Origin of the sequence: Nonlabens sp. (assembly GCF_047636915.1) — a bacterium.
Lineage (GTDB): Bacteria > Bacteroidota > Bacteroidia > Flavobacteriales > Flavobacteriaceae > Nonlabens.
Map to the genome: position 1 here is coordinate 1 of NZ_JBLIGN010000032.1, position 17,965 is coordinate 17,965.

A 17,965-nucleotide genomic window follows, 5' to 3' on the forward strand; every position below is an offset into this window, starting at 1 on the left:
CTCGCAAACGCGTGGAAGCACTGGCTCAGGTTTTACAAGTAAATGGAATTAAAGCCGTTCCTTATCATGCCGGTCTTGACGCAAAAACAAGAGTGTTGCATCAAGATATGTTCTTAATGGAAGATACAAATGTGGTAGTGGCGACTATAGCCTTCGGTATGGGAATTGATAAACCAGATGTGCGTTTTGTGATTCATCATGATATCCCTAAAAGTATCGAGTCTTATTATCAAGAAACTGGTCGTGCAGGACGCGATGGTGGAGAAGGACATTGCCTTGCTTATTACGCTTATAAAGATATTGAGAAGCTTGAAAAATTTATGTCTGGAAAACCTATTGCTGAGCAAGAAATAGGGCACGCATTACTACAGGAAATGGTTGGGTATTCAGAGACGAGTATGAGCCGCAGGCAGTATATTTTGCACTACTTTGGAGAGGAATTTGATCCTGCTACTGGTGCTGGAGGCAATATGGATGATAATATGCGCAATCCAAAACCACAAAAACAAGCGGTTGATGAAGTGAAATTACTGATTCAGTTAATAGGAGCGGCCGGAGAGCGTTATAAATCTAAAGATATTGTAAATATCCTAATGGGTAAAAACAATGCCATGATCTCTAGTCATAAACTAGATCAACATGACTACTTCGGTAGCGGTAAGTATAAAGAACATGCTTTTTGGACTGCATTGATACGTCAGGTGCTTGTAGCTCGTTTAATTAAGAAAGATATAGAGACTTATGGCACACTTAAAGTGCTGGATGCAGGTCGTGAATATGTGATGTCTGGAAAGACTTTTATGATGAGCGATGACCATACATATTATCAATCTTCAGACCAAATAGTAGGTGCTGCAAGAGGTGGTGCTGTAGATACTCAATTGGTAACGTTTTTAAAAGACTTGCGTAAGAAGGTAGCAAAGCAAAAGAATGTGCCTCCTTATGTAGTATTCCAAGACCCTTCACTAGATGATATGGCCACTAAGTATCCTATGAATATGGAAGAAATGGCCAATATTCACGGAGTAGGAGAAGGGAAAGCAAAAAAATATGGAAAGTCATTTGTGGAACTCATTTCTAGCTATGTAGACGATAATGATATCATCAGGCCAGATGACCTCATCATCAAAAGTACTGGAGCAAAATCGGGTAATAAGCTTTATTTTATAACAAGTATAGACCGCAAGCTTAGCTTTGATGATATGGCAAGTGCTAAAGGTATGGACATGAATAAATTAATTGGTGAGCTAGAAAGTATCGTTTATAGCGGTACCAAATTAAACGTAGGTTACTGGATTGATGAAATGCTGGACGAAGAACAACAAGAAGAACTCCATGAGTATTTTATAGAATCGGTCTCAGATAAGATTGAAGTGGCTGTAGAAGAATTTGAAGGTGATTATGAAGAGGAAGAAATACGCTTGTATAGACTGAAATTTATTAGTGAGGTGGCAAATTAGTCTTTGAGTAATTGGATGGGTCTTTGAGTAGAGCAGTGTTTGATCTGTTGAATATTACTGGAAATGGAGCAAAATAACTAACGGCCGTCGAGCAGCCAGATCTACTAAAAAAATAGGGGAGTGGGTCATTCAGACACCTATATTAGGGTCTCGCATACGGTTGTTCCATGCAGATCAGAACAACGGCTCTCTTCAAAAATAGAGGCTATGCATAAACAGCACTAAATTAGGGATAGCGGGTTTATCTCTATTTGTAACTGTATTTATAGAAACATCAGGAACGCTCTAAGAGCAACAACCGAGCACAAAAACCACGTTGGTTCAGGATACGCACATTCCCGTCAAAACAAATGACTTTTAGGTTGTTTTCACTATTCTCGGTACCTAAATACATTATTTAATAAATAAATACGGTACACGTTTACATGGAAAAGAAAGGTGATTCAGAAAAGCTCTTGAAGTACAAAGTTTTCTTTACCTCCTACACCAACATAGAACTCTTTGAAAATTACAAACGCTTAGGAGGTATTCCTACAGCTAGTTCGCACAAGTTAACGCTGCAATTGGTCGCTATTCACAAAAGAATTTAATAGCCGATTTGCTAAACTCCTATGAAAATAAATGGAAAGATCCATTAGTGAGAAAGGTAAAGTTGCAGAGGAAGGACAGAGCTATACACCGCTGCTTCCAGTCATATAATATTTAACGGACCATCAGATCCAATACTTCCCTATAGATAAACAGATTGATTTATGTTCAAATTTTATAGATGCGGAATCTTTTATTCATCCAGATCAGAGCGCAATCTTTTTCACCTGCACACTCACACATTCAAAAATTAAACACAGGTAGTTATATCCCGTGTAACTCCATATGCGTTATTATAATTTGACGAATTTTAGAGTTAAAAGGAGCTTCGTTGAGCACCGCAATTGTGGAAGGTAATGCTGCAATTTAAGGACAATACAAAACAATGCTATTGGTAAAATTACCGTAAGGTGTCGAATAGCACATGATTATTAAATTAGGCCATGCCTATTAAAAGAACGCGGATGCTTACAAATCCTTTTTTAAAGGATAACTAACTAAAAATAATGAAGTAAAAAAAAGGCTTTATTGACGATTTAAAAGCTTAATAGTAGAGATTTATTCCATTCTGGGAGATTATTAATAAGCCTTTAAACTCAATGGATCCTCTTATTTAATTAAAATTATCGGCTAGATCTATATCCATTATAAAACTCAATAAAGAAATTTACCATCTATTTTACATTTAAATAAAGCATACATAAGTTGGTAACTCCCAGATGCCATAAAAACTTAAAACAGTTGCGAGAAGTCCGAAAGCTATAAAAAGTAATTAAAAGGCAGCTGCGTTTTCACTTCTTACTAGTACACAGCCGATTTAAAGCTGGAGTAATTAGGTTTAAAGAGCTTATAGAAGCCTTGTTTATTTTTAACAGATGTACGGACACCGCCTTTGGAAGTATTAAAGTTAAAAGAGCTACTGCTGTATCTTCCTATAAACGGAAAGTTGCAGGATGAAAGCCAATTCTCGCACCTATAAACAGTCTTTATGAAGCTGGGGTCCGTGATTGTTATTTACGGTCGCTGCACCACCGTCCTTTGAAATGGTTTGAGTTGCAGACACGCCTATTGTTCTAGAAACGCGTAGGTTCTTCCGCGGTATTCTATTCTTTTTTAGGAGGATTATTGTAGGTAGACATGTCGCATCGATATTAGGGTTTTAATGTTCTACTCCATTAATAAAGGTCTTTATCTTTTCAATTATTCTGTTGCTTATAGCTTCTCTTTGTAAGATACTGATGTCTGTTATATTAAGAAATCCTATCCAAGATGTATAGCATTACCAACGGTTGCTATCATGTCTACGACCTATATAGGCATAGGAGCCATGATAGTATTGGATCTTTATTTTGTATGTTCAAACAGCTCTATTGCAGCACTTAATGAGTCCCACTACTTATCAATTTTAGGTAATAAGGAGTAGGGTGATTCAAAAGGGTTTTTTTAATCAAATTTGTGTGACGACTTTACCTTATAAGCTCGATTATCTTTTAAGAAATGAAAATTAATAGTGGAAATTTGGTCTCCATCTCGAGCTGATAAATCGTGACTAGTCACAGAAAAAATTATCGATCTATAGGAATCTTATGGTTTCTTATACCGGTCACTATTTTCTATTATAGTTAATAAAAAGTCTGATTACAAAACATTGTCCATAATATCTTGAACACATTCAGGATTCAATAGGGTACTGGTATCTCCTAAATTACTCGTGTCGTTTCCTGCTATTTTTCTAAGTATGCGACGCATTATTTTTCCAGAACGTGTTTTAGGTAAACCTTCGGTAAATTGGATTTTCTGAAGTTTAGCAATCGGCCCGATTTGTTCAGTAATAATTTGATTGATTTCTTTTCTCAAATTATCGTGATTCCTGCTTTCTCCAGTTTCTTTTAAGGTTACAAATCCATATAAAGCATTTCCTTTGACATCATGTGGAAAACCTACTATTGCACTTTCAGAAACTGCTGGATGTTCATTAATAGCGTCTTCTATAGGTGCTGTGCCTAGATTATGTCCAGAGACAATAATAACATCATCTACACGACCGGTGATCCTATAGTATCCTACTTCATCTCTCAACGCGCCGTCTCCTGTAAAGTACATGTTTTCAAAAGTAGAGAAATAGGTGTCCTTATAACGTTGGTGATTGCCCCAGATAGTTCTAGCGATACTGGGCCATGGGAATTTTATACACAAGCGTCCATCTACTTGATTCCCGCTTATTTCTTTGCCGTTTGCATCTAACAACGCGGGTTGAATGCCTATAAAGGGTAAGGTTGCATAAGTAGGTTTTGTAGGGGTCACATAAGGAATAGGAGTTATCATAATACCACCAGTTTCAGTTTGCCACCACGTATCTACAATAGGCGATTTTTTCTTCCCGATGTTATCGTCATACCAGTGCCATGCTTCTTCATTAATAGGTTCTCCTACGGTTCCTAAAACTTTTAAAGATGATAAATCATATTTTTCAACGTGTTCCACACCTTCTTTTGCAAGAGCTCTAATAGCAGTAGGTGCCGTATAGAACTGAGTCACTTGATGCTTTTCTACAATTTCCCAAAAACGGCCATAATCTGGATAGCTAGGAACACCTTCAAACATAAGTGTTGTTGCTCCGTTTGCTAAGGGACCATAAACTATATAACTGTGTCCAGTGATCCAACCTATGTCTGCCGTACACCAATACACGTCATTTTCTTTATATTGAAATACATTCTTAAAAGTATAAGCACTATATACCATATATCCTGCTGTGGTATGCACCATTCCTTTAGGCATGCCTGTAGAACCAGAAGTGTATAAAATGAATAAAGGATCTTCTGCGTCCATAACGGTAGCAACAAGTTCTGTTGAAGCCACGTCTAATAAAGGCTGCAACCATTCATCACGACCTTCTTTCATATTGATTTCTGAATGGATGCGTTTGGCAACTAAAACACTTTCTACGCAGCTACAGTCTTTTAAGGCATCATCTACAATTCCTTTTAAATCGATCGTTTTTGTACCGCGATAGGATCCATCTGATGTGATGACCATTTTACAATCGCTATCCTTAATTCTGGTAGCAAGTGCCATGGAAGAAAAACCGGCAAATACTACAGAATGTATAGCTCCTATACGCGCGCAAGCTAATACGGAGATCGCTAACTCTGGAATCATGGGTAAATAAATACATACGCGATCACCTTTTTTAATTCCTTTAGTTTTCAGCACATTTGCAAATTCATTTACACGATGGTATAAGTCCTTATACGTAATATGTTGGGAAGCTTCTTTGGGATCGTTAGGTTCAAATAGGATGGCTGTTTTATCGCCTCTAGTCGCAAGATGTCTATCGATGCAGTTTTCTGTAATGTTTAATTTTGCACCTTCAAACCATTTTACTTCTGGTTTTTTAAAGTCCCAACTTAAAACTTGGTCCCATTTCTTGCGCCATAGAAAATGTTCTTCTGCAATTTCTTCCCAAAACGCTTCAGGGTTGCGTACAGATTTTCTATACACTTGGTAATATTCTTCTAGATGTTTTATATGATAATTACTCATGACTTTATTTTTTATGAATGCCAATGCCTTGGGCTTGATATATAGATTTAATTTCTTCTATTATGGATGGGTCATCTATGGTGGATGGCGTGTTGTATTTAGGTTCGTCTGCTATATTGCGCAGTAATTTACGAAGTATTTTACCACTTCTTGTTTTAGGTAATCGGTTCACCACAAGCACCTCTTTAAAAGAGGCAACAGCACCTATTTTACGTCTTAAATCTTGGATAATTTCCTGCGGAATATGAAGTTCATCCGCTAGGTATTCAGGTTTTAAAACGATAAGCCCTAATGGTTTTTGTCCTTTTAAATCGCAATGCACACCAAAAACGGCGCACTCTGCCACTGATTTATGAGAGGCGATGACTTCCTCCATTCCAGCAGTGGACAGTCTATGGCCAGCGACATTAATAACATCGTCCATGCGGCCTGTAATAAACACATAACCGTCTTCGTCTCTATAACCTCCATCACCTGAAAAATAATAGCCTGGAAAACGGTCTAAATAGTCAGATTTAAATCTTTTTGAATCTCCCCAGAGATTGCTTAGCATTCCTGGTGGTAATGGTAATTTTATAACGACATAGCCTTCAGTGCTAGCAGGCACCTCTTTCCCTTCATCGTTTAAGATGCGTATATCATAACCACATACAGGAGAACCTGCAGAGCCTGCTTTTATGGGTTGTAATTCTACACCCACCATATTGGCAGTGATGGGCCAGCCACTTTCAGTTTGCCACCAGTGGTCTATGATTGGAACTTTTAATTTCTCTTGAGTCCATGTTAATGTGGTGACATCACAACGTTCTCCAGCCAGAAATTGGTATTTTAAACAAGAGATATCAAAAGGTTGGATCATCTCGCCGTTAGGATCTTCTTTTTTAATGGCCCTTATGGCAGTCGGAGCGGTAAACATAACTTTTACACGGTGCTCGCTTATCACGCGCCAAAAGGCAGAGGCGTCTGGTGTTCTTATAGGTTTTCCTTCAAATAGAACCGTCGTATTCCTGTTGAGTAAGGGACCATAAGCAATGTAGCTATGTCCAACGACCCAACCCACATCACTTGCTGCCCAGAAGGTGTCTCCTTCATCCACTCCATAAATGTATTTCATGGAGAATTTCAATGCAGTGGCGTAACCACCTGTATCTCTTATAATTCCCTTGGGCCTTCCAGTGGTTCCTGAGGTATATAAAATGTAAGATGGATGTGTTGAAGCAACTGGCACCGCTTCGATAGAATTAGAGGTTTCTACGAGATGTGCATAATCTATATCATAAGGTTTTGCAGGAATTTCTACTCCTAGTTTCCTGTCGTATACAATGACGTGATCTGGTTGGTGTTCCGCTTTCGCGAAAGCGTCGTCCACAAAAGGTTTATACGGGATTATGCGATCTATTTCTATCCCATTGGAAGCTGTGATAATGGCTTTAGGCCTGCAGTCATCAATACGTAGGGCCAATTCCTGAGGCGCAAAACCACCAAAGACTACAGAATGTACCACACCTATTCTCAGGCAGGCCAGCATCGCATACAAAGCCTGCGGAATCATGGGCATATAAATGATAACGGTATCTCCTTTTTCAAGTCCCAAGCTTTGTAATCCTCCGGCTAATTTTGAAACTTCTCGGTGCAATTTATAGTAGCTAATAGGCTCTTTTATTGCCGTTACAGGCGAGTCGTAGATAATAGCATTTTGCTCACCATAACCATTTTTGATATGGGTATCGATGCAGAGATAACTCAAGTTGAGTTTGCCATCTTCAAACCATTGATTGTAGTCGCTTTTATTTTTAGACAGGATGTTTTGAGGCATTTTATACCAGTCTAATTGTGCAGCTTGGGTCTTCCAAAAATGTTCTGGGTGATCCATACTTTTTCTATAAAAATCTATATAACTCATGGTTTTGAGTTTTTAGATGGAAAAAGACCAAACCAATTGGGATTGAGAATTTTTAACTTTATAAGAGACCACGGAAGCGCAACAAGGCATGCTCCTATGACAAGTGATTGCAGAACACCAACACCTGATTCACTTTCAAATTTTATTCTACAGAATAAAGTAACGACTGCATATAGAGTGATAACAATATCTGATGCTTTTGGGTTTATCGTAAAATTCATGTCTTTAACCTTTAATTAAACATAGTTTGTTTGCATACAAAACCAATATTTAAGTAAGATTTGTAAGACTACTTCTAAGTGACGAGTTCCAGAATTTCTGAAACTACTTTTTTCACAGAAAAAGGTTTTGTTAAATATTTATCAGCTCCCATTTCTAAACCTTTTTCAATATCTGAGGCTTTATTTTTTGCGGTTAAGAAAACTACTTTTGTAGCTTCTAGATTCTTTTTATTTTTTATTTGTTTTAATGTTTCATATCCATCTACATTAGGCATCATCACATCTAATAATACCACGTCAGGAATATGGTTTTTTATGATCTCTAAAGCTTCACCTCCATCTCTTGCTATAAATACTTTAAAGCCCTTTTTCTTAAAGGCGTATTCCAGCGACATGACAATATTGGGCTCATCATCAACGATTAAAATCTTGTGTTCCATATAAGACGTACAATTTAACTAATTGGTAAGGTAAAAACAAATCTAGCACCTAATTTTAATGTCTTATCTACCCATATTTTTCCATGATGCTTTTCAATAATTTGTTTAGTTATAGCAAGTCCTAGTCCGCTGCCTGCGGGTTTAATCGTGTTTTGATGTTTGGATTGGTAAAATTTATCAAACACATATTCCATATCTTCTTGAGCAACTCCTTTCCCATTATCGGTCACCGCTATTTCTAATATGGCATTTTCTAATTGGTACTCTATTTCTATATGTCCTGTTTCTGGTTCACAAAACTTAATGGCGTTGGAGATTAGATTTGTAAGCACTTGAAGAATTCTATCTTCATCATAATTGATTTTAAAGCGGTGTTTGTTTTTAATGCTTAAAGCAATACCTTTTTTGGCGGCTATATGCTGCGTGTTTGCTACTGCTTTTTTTATAGTTTCTTGAATGTCTAGGTATTGAAATTCTAAACTTAGTCGTCCAGTTTCTAGTTTTTCAAAGTCTAATATGTTATTGATAAGCCTTCCTAGCCTGTCAGAATCTTGAAGTATATTCGTGAGAAATTGCTTTTTAATTTCTTTAGGCATGTCGTCTTCGTCGTCTATTAATAGTTCTGTGGCCGCTCTGATGCCCGTTATAGGTGTTTTTAGTTCGTGCGCTACTGTGTCCAAGAATTCATCTTTTTGCTTGTCTTTATCTATTAATTCTTGATTGACATCTTTTAATTGTGAAGACAGTTGTGATAATTCGACTGATTTTTCAAGAAGTATATTATTACTGACAATATTCTCTTTGGACTCTTCTAATATTCTAAGAACTTCTACAAGACTTATTTCTTCTTCTTTTACGACACTAGCGATTAGAATTTTTGCTGAGGCACTACCTATACTTCCAGTCAGTAGTTTTTCAGAGAAATTAACTAATCTCGCATCTGCTAGCTGCGTATCCTGGGGCAATTTATATTTAGTAAAGAAGATATTCAAAGCTCTTGTAGCTTTTTTCTCGCCGAGAAACCGAACCAGCACATTTTTAATATCGGCTACATAAGCCTCTCCTTTCCAGATGAGTGCACTGTCTTGTAAAGCAGTAAAATTTACGCTGTCCACAAACATTTCAGCATAATTGCGTTCCCTATAATTTCCTTTTGAGACAATTGAAAAGACTAAATAGCTCAACAGATTAAAGAATATGCTCCAGAAGAAAGCATGCGCTGGTGGACTCAGGAAGTCTATTCCGAATAGCGCATAAGGCTTGAGTGCAGCAATACCATATAATCCATATTGGGTAAAATTGTCAGAACCTGTAAAGGCAGTAAATGCAAACGGAAGTAATAAAGTATATACAATAATACAAAACCCTGTAATAATTCCGACAATCGCACCTTTTGAAGACCCACGATTCCAGAAAAGGCCTATAAAAAAACAAGGTGCTAGTTGCGCAATAACTACAAAAGAAATTAGTCCTATAGAATACAAAGACAATTGTTTTGAAAATGACACATAGAAAAAATAAGCGGTGATTGTAATGGAAAAAATCGAAATGCGCCTAATATTCTTGATGTATTTCTCATTACGCTCTGTATGACTTTTTTTAAATTTATCTAAAAAACCATAAGGGATGATAAGGTTGTTACTTACCATAATGGACAATGCTAAAGTGGATACCACTACCATAGATATTACTGCAGAAAAGCCACCTAGGAAAACCAGTGTAGCAAGAAAAGAATTGCCATTTTCTAAGGGCAGGAGCAGTGAGTAATATTCGGCATCTGCGCTATCGCCCAATTTGATTTTACCAGCCCAAGCAATAAAGATAACAAAAACGTTGAACAACAAAAGGTATAAAGGGAATAGCCAAATCGCCTTTTTTAAATATTTTTCTCTATTGTTTTCTAGTACGGATACTTGAAACTGGCGCGGCAGTAAAAAGATAGCCATAAAGGATAGAGCAATCATAAAAAACCAGTTAAATCCGTCTTCTAATCCAGAAAGGCTCGTGAGTTCTTTAAAATCATCCATTTCTGCTACCTGACTATAAATATCTGTTGTGCCATCAAATAGATAAAAGGTGATGTACATCCCTATAATGAGAAAAAACGCGAGCTTTAATATAGATTCAAAAGCAACCGCGGTGATAATTCCCGTGTGCTTTTCTGAGGCATCGGTATTTTGTGTTCCAAAGAAAGTTGCGAATATGGCGAGCAGTAATGCTACGTAAAAAGTAGAATCGTCTAATATAGTAGTAGAGACATAGCTGGTGCCGTCTGCGATGATTTCAAAGGTTTCAGAAACCGCTTTAAGCTGTAAAGAGATATAAGGAATGGTGCCAAATAGGCATATTAAAGTCACTAACGCTCCTAAAAATCTATTGTTCCCGTAGCGTAAAGAAATAAAATCTGCTATCGAAGAAATTTTGTTTTGGTTAGAGATTCTTATGACTTTTCTAAGTACCAGAATCCATAGTGGCGCGGCAATTACGGGACCCAAATAAATAGGTAAAAAATCAATTCCAGAGTTAGCTGCAATACCTACGCTGCCATAGTAAGTCCATGCAGAGCAATAAACGGCTAATGATAACGTATAGACATAAGGATTATTAACCCATTTGCTTTTTTTCTTTTTTTCTGCAAGAAACGCAATGAAGAACAGCATCGCTAGATAAGCGACAATGATCACTATGAGTGCATAATTATTCATAATATTTTTCTAGTACGATACTAGAAATGATTATAGAAAGAAGCCAGATAGAAAAAATAGAAAAGTAAAAGGTAGGGATACCCCATACTGCTCCTTCAAAATTAAAAATAAGGACAAAGGGTATATTGAGTACTAAAAATAGAGCTATCGAAAGGACTATTAGTTTTTGCTCGTGGTGTTTTTTCATTTATAATGTATAATACAGAGGACTAATTTAGATAAATTTAATTCTTGGATCTAGATTTTGAATGTTTGTTTCGCTTTCGCGAAAGTGAAGTTCTCTATAACAATTTATATGTTGCAAACTCCCTGACTGGCAGAGTTCAATTAATAAATCAGCATCACAAATATTGCGATGCTGATTCTTAACTATTAAAAGTATTGTTTCTTAGTGATCAGATGCCTCCCCAGCGTTAGATGGTATTCTTATATTTTCTACTATTTCTTGAACGTTTATAGGTGGAGCAGGAGTCATTCTAGAAATAATAACCGATACTACAAAGTTTACAAACATGGCAACGGTTCCAAACCCTTCTGGAGAAATACCAAACCAATAACTAGATTTTAATCCCTCAACGGCTTCTTTTCCGCCATCAAATATTCCAAATTTGAATTTTAACATATAGAAAAGCATTAATGTCAGTCCTGTAACCATACCTGCAATAGCTCCCTCTTTATTCATGCGTTTGTCAAATATTCCCAAGACAATTGCAGGGAAAAATGACGCGGCTGCTAGTCCAAAAGCTAGTGCGACGACAGCGGCTACAAATCCCGGCGGATTTATACCAAAATAACCAGCAACAACAACAGCTATCGCAGCAGCGACACGTGCAGCGATAAGTTCTCCTTTTTCAGAAATTTTAGGAGTTAATATTTTTTTGAATAAATCGTGAGAGATAGAAGATGCAATTACTAATAAAAGACCTGCAGCAGTGGATAATGCAGCGGCTAGACCACCTGCGCCCACTAAAGCAATTACCCAATTAGGCAATCTTGCAATCTCTGGATTTGCTAGTACCATAATATCGCGGTCTATAGTCAGTTCATTAGTGCTTTTATCTGCAACGTATTGGACAAGGCCATCACCATTTTTATCTTCAAACTTTATAAGACCGGTCTTTTCCCAGTTACCAAACCATTCTGGTAAATCTGCGTAGTTCTTGTTGCTTACTGTTTCTATTAAATTGACTCTTGCAAATACAGCAACTGCCGGAATTGTGGTGTACATAATGGCAATGAATAATAAAGCCCAACCTGCAGATTTACGCGCATCTTTTACACGTTTAACCGTAAAGAAACGAACAATAACGTGGGGTAGTCCAGCCGTGCCAGCCATTAAAGCAAGTGTTATCGCAAATATGTCCATGGTAGATTTGCTTCCTGTTGTATATTCGCTAAAGCCTAATTGTGCGTGCAAACCGTCTAATTTATCTAAAAGATAGGTGCCATCTTCTCCTGCCTGACCTAATCCTATTTGAGGAAAGACATTGCCAGTCATTTCAAAAGATATAAAAATAGCAGGTACCATAAAAGCAAAAATAAGAACGCAATATTGCGCTACTTGTGTATAAGTAATGCCTTTCATGCCACCTAGAACCGCATAAAAAAGTACAATGGCCATACCTATGTAAACTCCAGTCTCGATTTCTACCTCTAGGTATCTAGAAAAAACAATTCCCACACCTCTCATTTGACCAGCAACATAAGTAAATGATACAATTAATGCTGCAATTACGGCAACTATACGTGCTAGGTTAGAATAGTATCTATCTCCAATAAAATCGGGTACTGTAAATTTCCCAAATTTCCTGAGATAGGGAGCTAGTAATAAAGCCAGTAGCACATATCCTCCAGTCCACCCCATTAAATATACAGATCCATCATAACCTCCAAAAGATACAATTCCTGCTAGTGATATAAATGATGCGGCAGACATCCAGTCAGCAGCTGTTGCCATACCATTAACGATAGGGTGAACGCCACCACCAGCAACATAAAATTCTTTTGACGATCCTGCTCTCGCCCATATGGCTATGCCTATATAGAGTGCAAATGAGGTTCCTACGAGTATCCACGTCCAAGTTAATATTCCCATAATCTTTTATTTATTTAAGTTATTTTATTCGTCGACTCCATATTTTTTATCCAGCTTATTCATCAATCTTATATAGACGAATATCAAGACAACAAATACATAAATAGCTCCCTGTTGTGCAAACCAGAATCCTAATTTAAAGCCGCCCAACCGGATGGAGTTTAATTCATCTACTAAAAGAATTCCACAGACAAATGAGACGATGAACCAGATGGTTAGTAATATGGTTAAGTACCGCAGGTTTTCCTTCCAGTACGCCGTTGCGTTTTTTTGTTTATTAGACATTTTGTTTTTGTTTTATAAATATATCATCGCTTGAAGCGAAATAATATTAGTTTCTATCGCACCAAAGGTTTCGGTTTTATATTCCAAGGTTAGTTTGGAGTTATGACCACTCATATAAGCGTTTATACCTACTCCCAAAGTGCCTCTACTATCAGTTACTGCGTCATAATTATGGGCACCATAGCTCACATAAGGTTGGTATCTTGTTGATGCCTTATCCCCTTTAAAGACATACCCTACGTGGCTGTAAAACATACTTCCCGTTCCATAGGCACTGAATAAATAATTTTTTCCATAATTATTAGATTGAAAAACGGCGTACGCAGTTAATGCGCTACCGTCGTCACTTAATGGAGTGTCATAAAAAGCATCTATTGCAAAAATGGAAACATCTTCTCCTTGGAGTTCAGGCGTAGTTAAAGAGCCTGTGTTGATGACAGATCCTTTAGGATGTAAAAAGAAACCAGCTCCGACATTAAATATTTTTTTACCACCTAGATACGTCCCCACTTTGTAAGGTAAAACATTGGATTCTGAGTCAAAAAAGTGGTAATCAAAATATCCTGAATATGTTTTTCCAGCGTCCTTTGAACCCAATGAAGCTCTACCGTTATAAACAGCATCACCACCAGCGGCTGCTACACGACTGTCCAAGGAAGAAACAGCGGCGTCGTTTATTGCAACTCTATATTGAAGTTTACCAAATTTACCTTTTGCAAATACTCCTAAATGACGTGCAAATTGATCTGATAGCCCTATGGTAGCCCATGACTGACGATGGTTGTCTAACGTCATCATGTTTAAAGTGCTTTGATTATTTAATCTTGAAATACCATTGAAATAATGTAATCCACCACCTAAGGTATGATCAGTTCCTAAACTGTATTGTGCCCAGACATCATGAAAGAAGAGTTGAGATCCATCTCCTTTTCCTGTTGGACTTAGGGTGGAACTGGTTACGTTATTGAGGCCAAAATGAGTTAAAATTAAAAAGTTCTTGTTGATTTGTGCATACATCAAAACACGAGCACGCCTCAAATTAAAATTTAACTTGCTGTTTTCATTACCATTGGAGTCTACTGTCTCATCTGTATTATAATTAGCTTGAACTTGTGCCCATGATATGAAACGCAGGTATTTAGATCCATCTTCATTGAACTTATAGGTAAGCCCTCCTTGGTAATCAGGAGAGCCTTGGGCCATCATAAATTGATAGGATAGAAAAGATAATCCCAACAGTATTAAAGTTTGTTTTCTCATAAGTTTTAAGGTTTAGTGACGTACTAAATTGGTTTTGTATGCGCCGCTAAACTGCTAAAAACAATCTGTTAATTAAAAATGATTATACTTAATTGTTAACTACCTATAGTTAATCTTTGAAACGCTCCCACTTTATAAGCATAAATTTATCTCCTAGTTCGGTGACAACAACACCAGCACCTTTGATATTACTCGTATTAGTAAAGTACTCTCCTAATTCGATACCGTTTAAGATCTTGTAGGTGGGATGGTAATTAGAATTATAGGGACGTTTGATATTGTATTTTTTCACCCAATTCATAATGCTCACATGCGAGATGCCCAGAATGCGCTCGATCTCGCGATAGGATAAGCCTTCTAAATATAACTGAAGTGATTTATTTACGTAATAATCGTCAATTTTCTTTCCTATCTTATTGACAGAGAAGAAGTATTGACATTCTTTACACTTGTATCGTTGTCGGTTACCTACAATCCCACTTTTAATGTTTTTATCAGAATTGCAGTTAGGACATATTTGAGTTTTCATATATACTAATTTAGCATAAATATATCAATTTAGCAATTTAATTGATATTGATGAATAGGAATTAACTGATTTTAAAACAGAAATAATGTAAAATTAAATCTTACTAACTGTAAAATATTTGGATCAGTCAAAATTATGATGAGTATAATTTTAGAAAATTAATGTGTTTTTTAATTTTAAACTGCTGAAATGCCAGCATTCTATGTTCTGACAAACAAAGGAGTTCTTTTTTAAAAGTATCTTTTTATATCTGTCCAAATGGGACTTCTTAAATTTCTATTCAATAAGTAGAAATGGGATGTGAACTACCCGATGGGTCCAGTTTTGTAGCGTAAATTATAACTAGGTAGTAGGGATCACCAAAGGCAGTGGGACCGCAAGGCTATCTATCAAAACAGGGGCTATTTCTACTGCTGGATGCACAGGTAAGGAATCTCGGATTCTTAAACTCTTTAGGTATGTACTGTCATTTTTATAATATGGAGTAGATTCCATCGCGTTGATCTCGCTGTATTCTGGACAAGGGAAGTAGGAAGTATCGTATTCAAAATTGGTTAAAAAAGGTTTTTTCCAACTGCTTAAGCCTTTAAAAACATTAGCAACCATGGGCATAGCAGTACTGGCACCACTACCCATATAGGTGCTTTCAAAATGTACTCGTTTATCATGAGCACCTACCCAAGAACCTATAACAATCTCTGGTGAGCAAGCTATAAACCAACCGTCGCTATTATTTTGTGTGGTACCTGTTTTCCCTATTATATTATAAGGAATGCCGTAATTACTAAATCCAGCACCGGTTCCATTTGTCAATACGTCACCCATCATTTGTTGAAGTTTTTTGATGTTTTTTGCACTGGCTACATTGCCTTTATATTTAGGGGTGGCTTGGAATAAAACAGTTCCTTTTTGATCGGTTATTTTTTGAATCATGTAGGGCTTTACCAGACGGCCACCGTTAGAAATGCTGGCGTAAGCGGTTACCATTTCCATCAAGCTTAAAGGTGCTGTTCCTAATACTATGGAAGGTACTTCCGGAATATCAGATGTGATTCCCATTTTTCTCGCTTTTTTGATCGTATGGGAAACACCTACTTGCAATTGTAAAGCTGCCGAAACCGTATTCACACTATTCGTAAGCGCACCGTGTAAACTATAGCTGCCGCCATACCTACCCGTGCTATTTTTAGGTTGCCAGTTTTCATATCTGCGATACGTGCGTAGAGAATTGTCGTAATAATCACAGGGATCAACACCTTGTTCTAGCGCTGTGAGGTAGGTGATAGGTTTGAAGGTAGAGCCTACTTGATTTTTGCCTTTTACATTGTCGATTTGAGAAAAACCATAATCAATACCGCCTAGATATCCCATAATGGCGCCACTGCGGCTGTTAATGGCAAGAATACCTGTGTGTAAGCGTACTAAAGAACTGATAATACTGTCTTCTACAGTTTGTGGTCGCTGCTCAAATCCTTTTCCTATTTCCCAGTATTTTCTCATTTTTGTTTTTTGAAGGTATTGATGGATCTCGTTTTCCGTTTTTCCTTCTGCCATCATTTTTTTTACAACAGGCTGTATGGACATCAGTGTGGTAATAAAGGCCTGTTTTCCACCTTCTGTAGTTTTACTGGTCCAGTTCTTATTCATTAAACCTTGTAACTTCAGCATCTGGCGTTCCATAGATCGCTCTGCATAGCGTTGTAAATTAGGTTGCAAAGTGGTGTACACTTGTAACCCGTCTAGTTCTAGATTGTATATCGCACCATCAGGTCTAGGATGGGCAGCTGCCCAAGAATCAAACTCTGTTTTTACGTAGTCTTTGTAATATCCAGAAAGCGAAGAGTTTTTTTGTGCGGGATTATATTTTAGAGCTAATTCTGTATGGGCAGCATCAGCTTCCTCTTGAGTAATGGCTTTATTTTTTACCATCTGTGCCAGTACCACATTCCTGCGTTTTGTCGAGTTGATGGGATTTTTACGCGGATTGTAATAGGTAGGTGCTTTAAGTACTCCTACAAGGGTGGCGCACTCTGACAGATTCAATTTTGCGGGCTTTTTACTGAAAAAGCGTTGTGAAGACTTCTCGATTCCATAAAGGTTCTCCCCAAAGGACACCGTATTAAAATAAAGTAACAGCAGTTCTTCTTTTGTGTATATATTTTCCAAGCGTTTTGCAATAATAAGTTCTCGCATTTTATGGATAGGAGTGCTTAATACTCGCATTTCTTTACGGCCAAAAATATTTTTAGCAATCTGCTGGGTAATCGTACTGCCGCCGCCTTTTCCTTGTTGCATTAAAATGGACTTTACAAAAACCCGTGCATAACTCTTATAATCAATACCAGAATGTTCGTAAAACCGTACATCTTCGGTAGCTACTAAGGCCTTGATTAAATAGGGATTTAACTCTAAGGAATCAATGTTACTGCGGTTCTGAAGATAGAAATAAGCGATTGGCTTTTTATCGCTTCCATAAACAGTTGAGGTCACTGGGTTTTCTAACTTGGCTAGTTCGTGCTCATTAGGCACATGGCCGAATAGACCTGCGTAGGTGCATAGAAATAGAATTCCCACAAAAGCAAAGCCAGTAAGTACCAAATATCCAAATGAAAGGAATGGATGTGTTCTCAAATACTTGAAAAAACGCCTTGTTTTATTGGCTAGTTTTATTTGAAATGCTGCTGGAGTCATTAGAAAATATTAAGGTGATAGTGAAAACGAATTTAGTTTGTTTTACGGTAATAATTAATTTATTATTTCTGCCATATTAATGAATTATTTTATCTGTTTATAAGGTGTAAAACACGGCTTTTATATAGATAAACGGCTTTTAGGAGGATAAAACTAATGATAATTGTGCCTATAATGCGATAAAATAGGTTTCTCGATTGCAGCTATTCTAGGAGTCAAGCCTTGTGTTTTTTGAATACAAA

12 protein-coding genes are annotated in these 17,965 nt (G+C 37.1%); 2 read left to right on the forward strand and 10 right to left on the reverse strand.

Annotated elements, in window-relative coordinates; genetic code table 11:
- Together ACJAT0_RS06780 and ACJAT0_RS06785 are read left to right on the forward strand one after the other, a co-directional pair.
- Positions 1 to 1,460, forward strand: a 1,460-nt coding sequence (locus ACJAT0_RS06780) for an HRDC domain-containing protein (RefSeq protein WP_415181052.1), incomplete at its 5' end; no start/stop codon positions are given.
- Positions 1,461 to 1,885: 425 nt separating this feature from the next.
- Positions 1,886 to 2,050: a hypothetical protein gene (locus tag ACJAT0_RS06785; protein WP_415181053.1), complete on the forward strand. Its 165-nt coding sequence runs from the start codon at positions 1,886 to 1,888 to the stop codon at positions 2,048 to 2,050.
- 1,636 nt (positions 2,051 to 3,686) lie between these two features.
- Here ACJAT0_RS06785 and acs read toward each other — a convergent pair.
- From acs to ACJAT0_RS06835, 10 genes are all read right to left on the reverse strand, one after another.
- A complete protein-coding gene (gene acs / locus ACJAT0_RS06790; protein WP_415181054.1) occupies positions 3,687 to 5,594 on the reverse strand; it encodes an acetate--CoA ligase in 1,908 nt (635 codons plus the stop codon).
- Positions 5,595 to 5,598: 4 nt separating this feature from the next.
- Positions 5,599 to 7,497, reverse strand: a complete 1,899-nt coding sequence (locus ACJAT0_RS06795; RefSeq protein ID WP_415181055.1) for an AMP-binding protein — start codon at positions 7,495 to 7,497, stop codon at positions 5,599 to 5,601.
- Positions 7,498 to 7,792: 295 nt separating this feature from the next.
- Positions 7,793 to 8,158: a response regulator transcription factor gene (locus tag ACJAT0_RS06800; protein WP_374002578.1), complete on the reverse strand. Its 366-nt coding sequence runs from the start codon at positions 8,156 to 8,158 to the stop codon at positions 7,793 to 7,795.
- 14 nt (positions 8,159 to 8,172) lie between these two features.
- Positions 8,173 to 10,863 carry a sodium:solute symporter family transporter gene (locus ACJAT0_RS06805; RefSeq protein ID WP_415181056.1) on the reverse strand — a complete coding sequence of 897 codons (2,691 nt, stop codon included), beginning with the start codon at positions 10,861 to 10,863 and terminating at the stop codon, positions 8,173 to 8,175.
- A complete protein-coding gene (locus ACJAT0_RS06810; RefSeq protein ID WP_415181057.1) occupies positions 10,856 to 11,050 on the reverse strand; it encodes a hypothetical protein in 195 nt (64 codons plus the stop codon). The genes ACJAT0_RS06805 and ACJAT0_RS06810 overlap by 8 nt, the downstream gene beginning before the upstream one ends.
- Positions 11,051 to 11,251: 201 nt before the next feature.
- On the reverse strand, positions 11,252 to 12,958 hold the full coding sequence (locus tag ACJAT0_RS06815) for a sodium:solute symporter family protein (protein ID WP_415181058.1): 1,707 nt from the start codon (positions 12,956 to 12,958) through the stop codon (positions 11,252 to 11,254).
- 24 nt (positions 12,959 to 12,982) lie between these two features.
- On the reverse strand, positions 12,983 to 13,243 hold the full coding sequence (locus ACJAT0_RS06820) for a DUF4212 domain-containing protein (protein WP_374002574.1): 261 nt from the start codon (positions 13,241 to 13,243) through the stop codon (positions 12,983 to 12,985).
- A gap of 12 nt (positions 13,244 to 13,255) precedes the next feature.
- Complete coding sequence (locus tag ACJAT0_RS06825; protein WP_415181059.1) at positions 13,256 to 14,503, reverse strand: hypothetical protein; 1,248 nt, start codon at positions 14,501 to 14,503, stop codon at positions 13,256 to 13,258.
- 109 nt (positions 14,504 to 14,612) lie between these two features.
- Positions 14,613 to 15,032 carry a transposase-like zinc-binding domain-containing protein gene (locus ACJAT0_RS06830; RefSeq protein ID WP_415181060.1) on the reverse strand — a complete coding sequence of 140 codons (420 nt, stop codon included), beginning with the start codon at positions 15,030 to 15,032 and terminating at the stop codon, positions 14,613 to 14,615.
- A 342-nt stretch (positions 15,033 to 15,374) separates the two neighbouring features.
- A complete protein-coding gene (locus tag ACJAT0_RS06835) occupies positions 15,375 to 17,723 on the reverse strand; it encodes a transglycosylase domain-containing protein (protein ID WP_415181061.1) in 2,349 nt (782 codons plus the stop codon).
- Positions 17,724 to 17,965 lie beyond the last annotated feature (242 nt).

Bases quoted from the DNA above. Each gene is read 5' to 3' on its own strand.
- ACJAT0_RS06785 (WP_415181053.1), top strand. From the start codon at position 1,886: ATGGAAAAGAAAGGTGATTCAGAAAAGCTCTTGAAGTACAAAGTTTTC.
- acs (WP_415181054.1), bottom strand. From the start codon at position 5,594: ATGAGTAATTATCATATAAAACATCTAGAAGAATATTACCAAGTGTAT.
- ACJAT0_RS06795 (WP_415181055.1), bottom strand. From the start codon at position 7,497: ATGAGTTATATAGATTTTTATAGAAAAAGTATGGATCACCCAGAACAT.
- ACJAT0_RS06800 (WP_374002578.1), bottom strand. From the start codon at position 8,158: ATGGAACACAAGATTTTAATCGTTGATGATGAGCCCAATATTGTCATG.
- ACJAT0_RS06805 (WP_415181056.1), bottom strand. From the start codon at position 10,863: ATGAATAATTATGCACTCATAGTGATCATTGTCGCTTATCTAGCGATG.
- ACJAT0_RS06810 (WP_415181057.1), bottom strand. From the start codon at position 11,050: ATGAAAAAACACCACGAGCAAAAACTAATAGTCCTTTCGATAGCTCTA.
- ACJAT0_RS06815 (WP_415181058.1), bottom strand. From the start codon at position 12,958: ATGGGAATATTAACTTGGACGTGGATACTCGTAGGAACCTCATTTGCA.
- ACJAT0_RS06820 (WP_374002574.1), bottom strand. From the start codon at position 13,243: ATGTCTAATAAACAAAAAAACGCAACGGCGTACTGGAAGGAAAACCTG.
- ACJAT0_RS06825 (WP_415181059.1), bottom strand. From the start codon at position 14,503: ATGAGAAAACAAACTTTAATACTGTTGGGATTATCTTTTCTATCCTAT.
- ACJAT0_RS06830 (WP_415181060.1), bottom strand. From the start codon at position 15,032: ATGAAAACTCAAATATGTCCTAACTGCAATTCTGATAAAAACATTAAA.
- ACJAT0_RS06835 (WP_415181061.1), bottom strand. From the start codon at position 17,723: ATGACTCCAGCAGCATTTCAAATAAAACTAGCCAATAAAACAAGGCGT.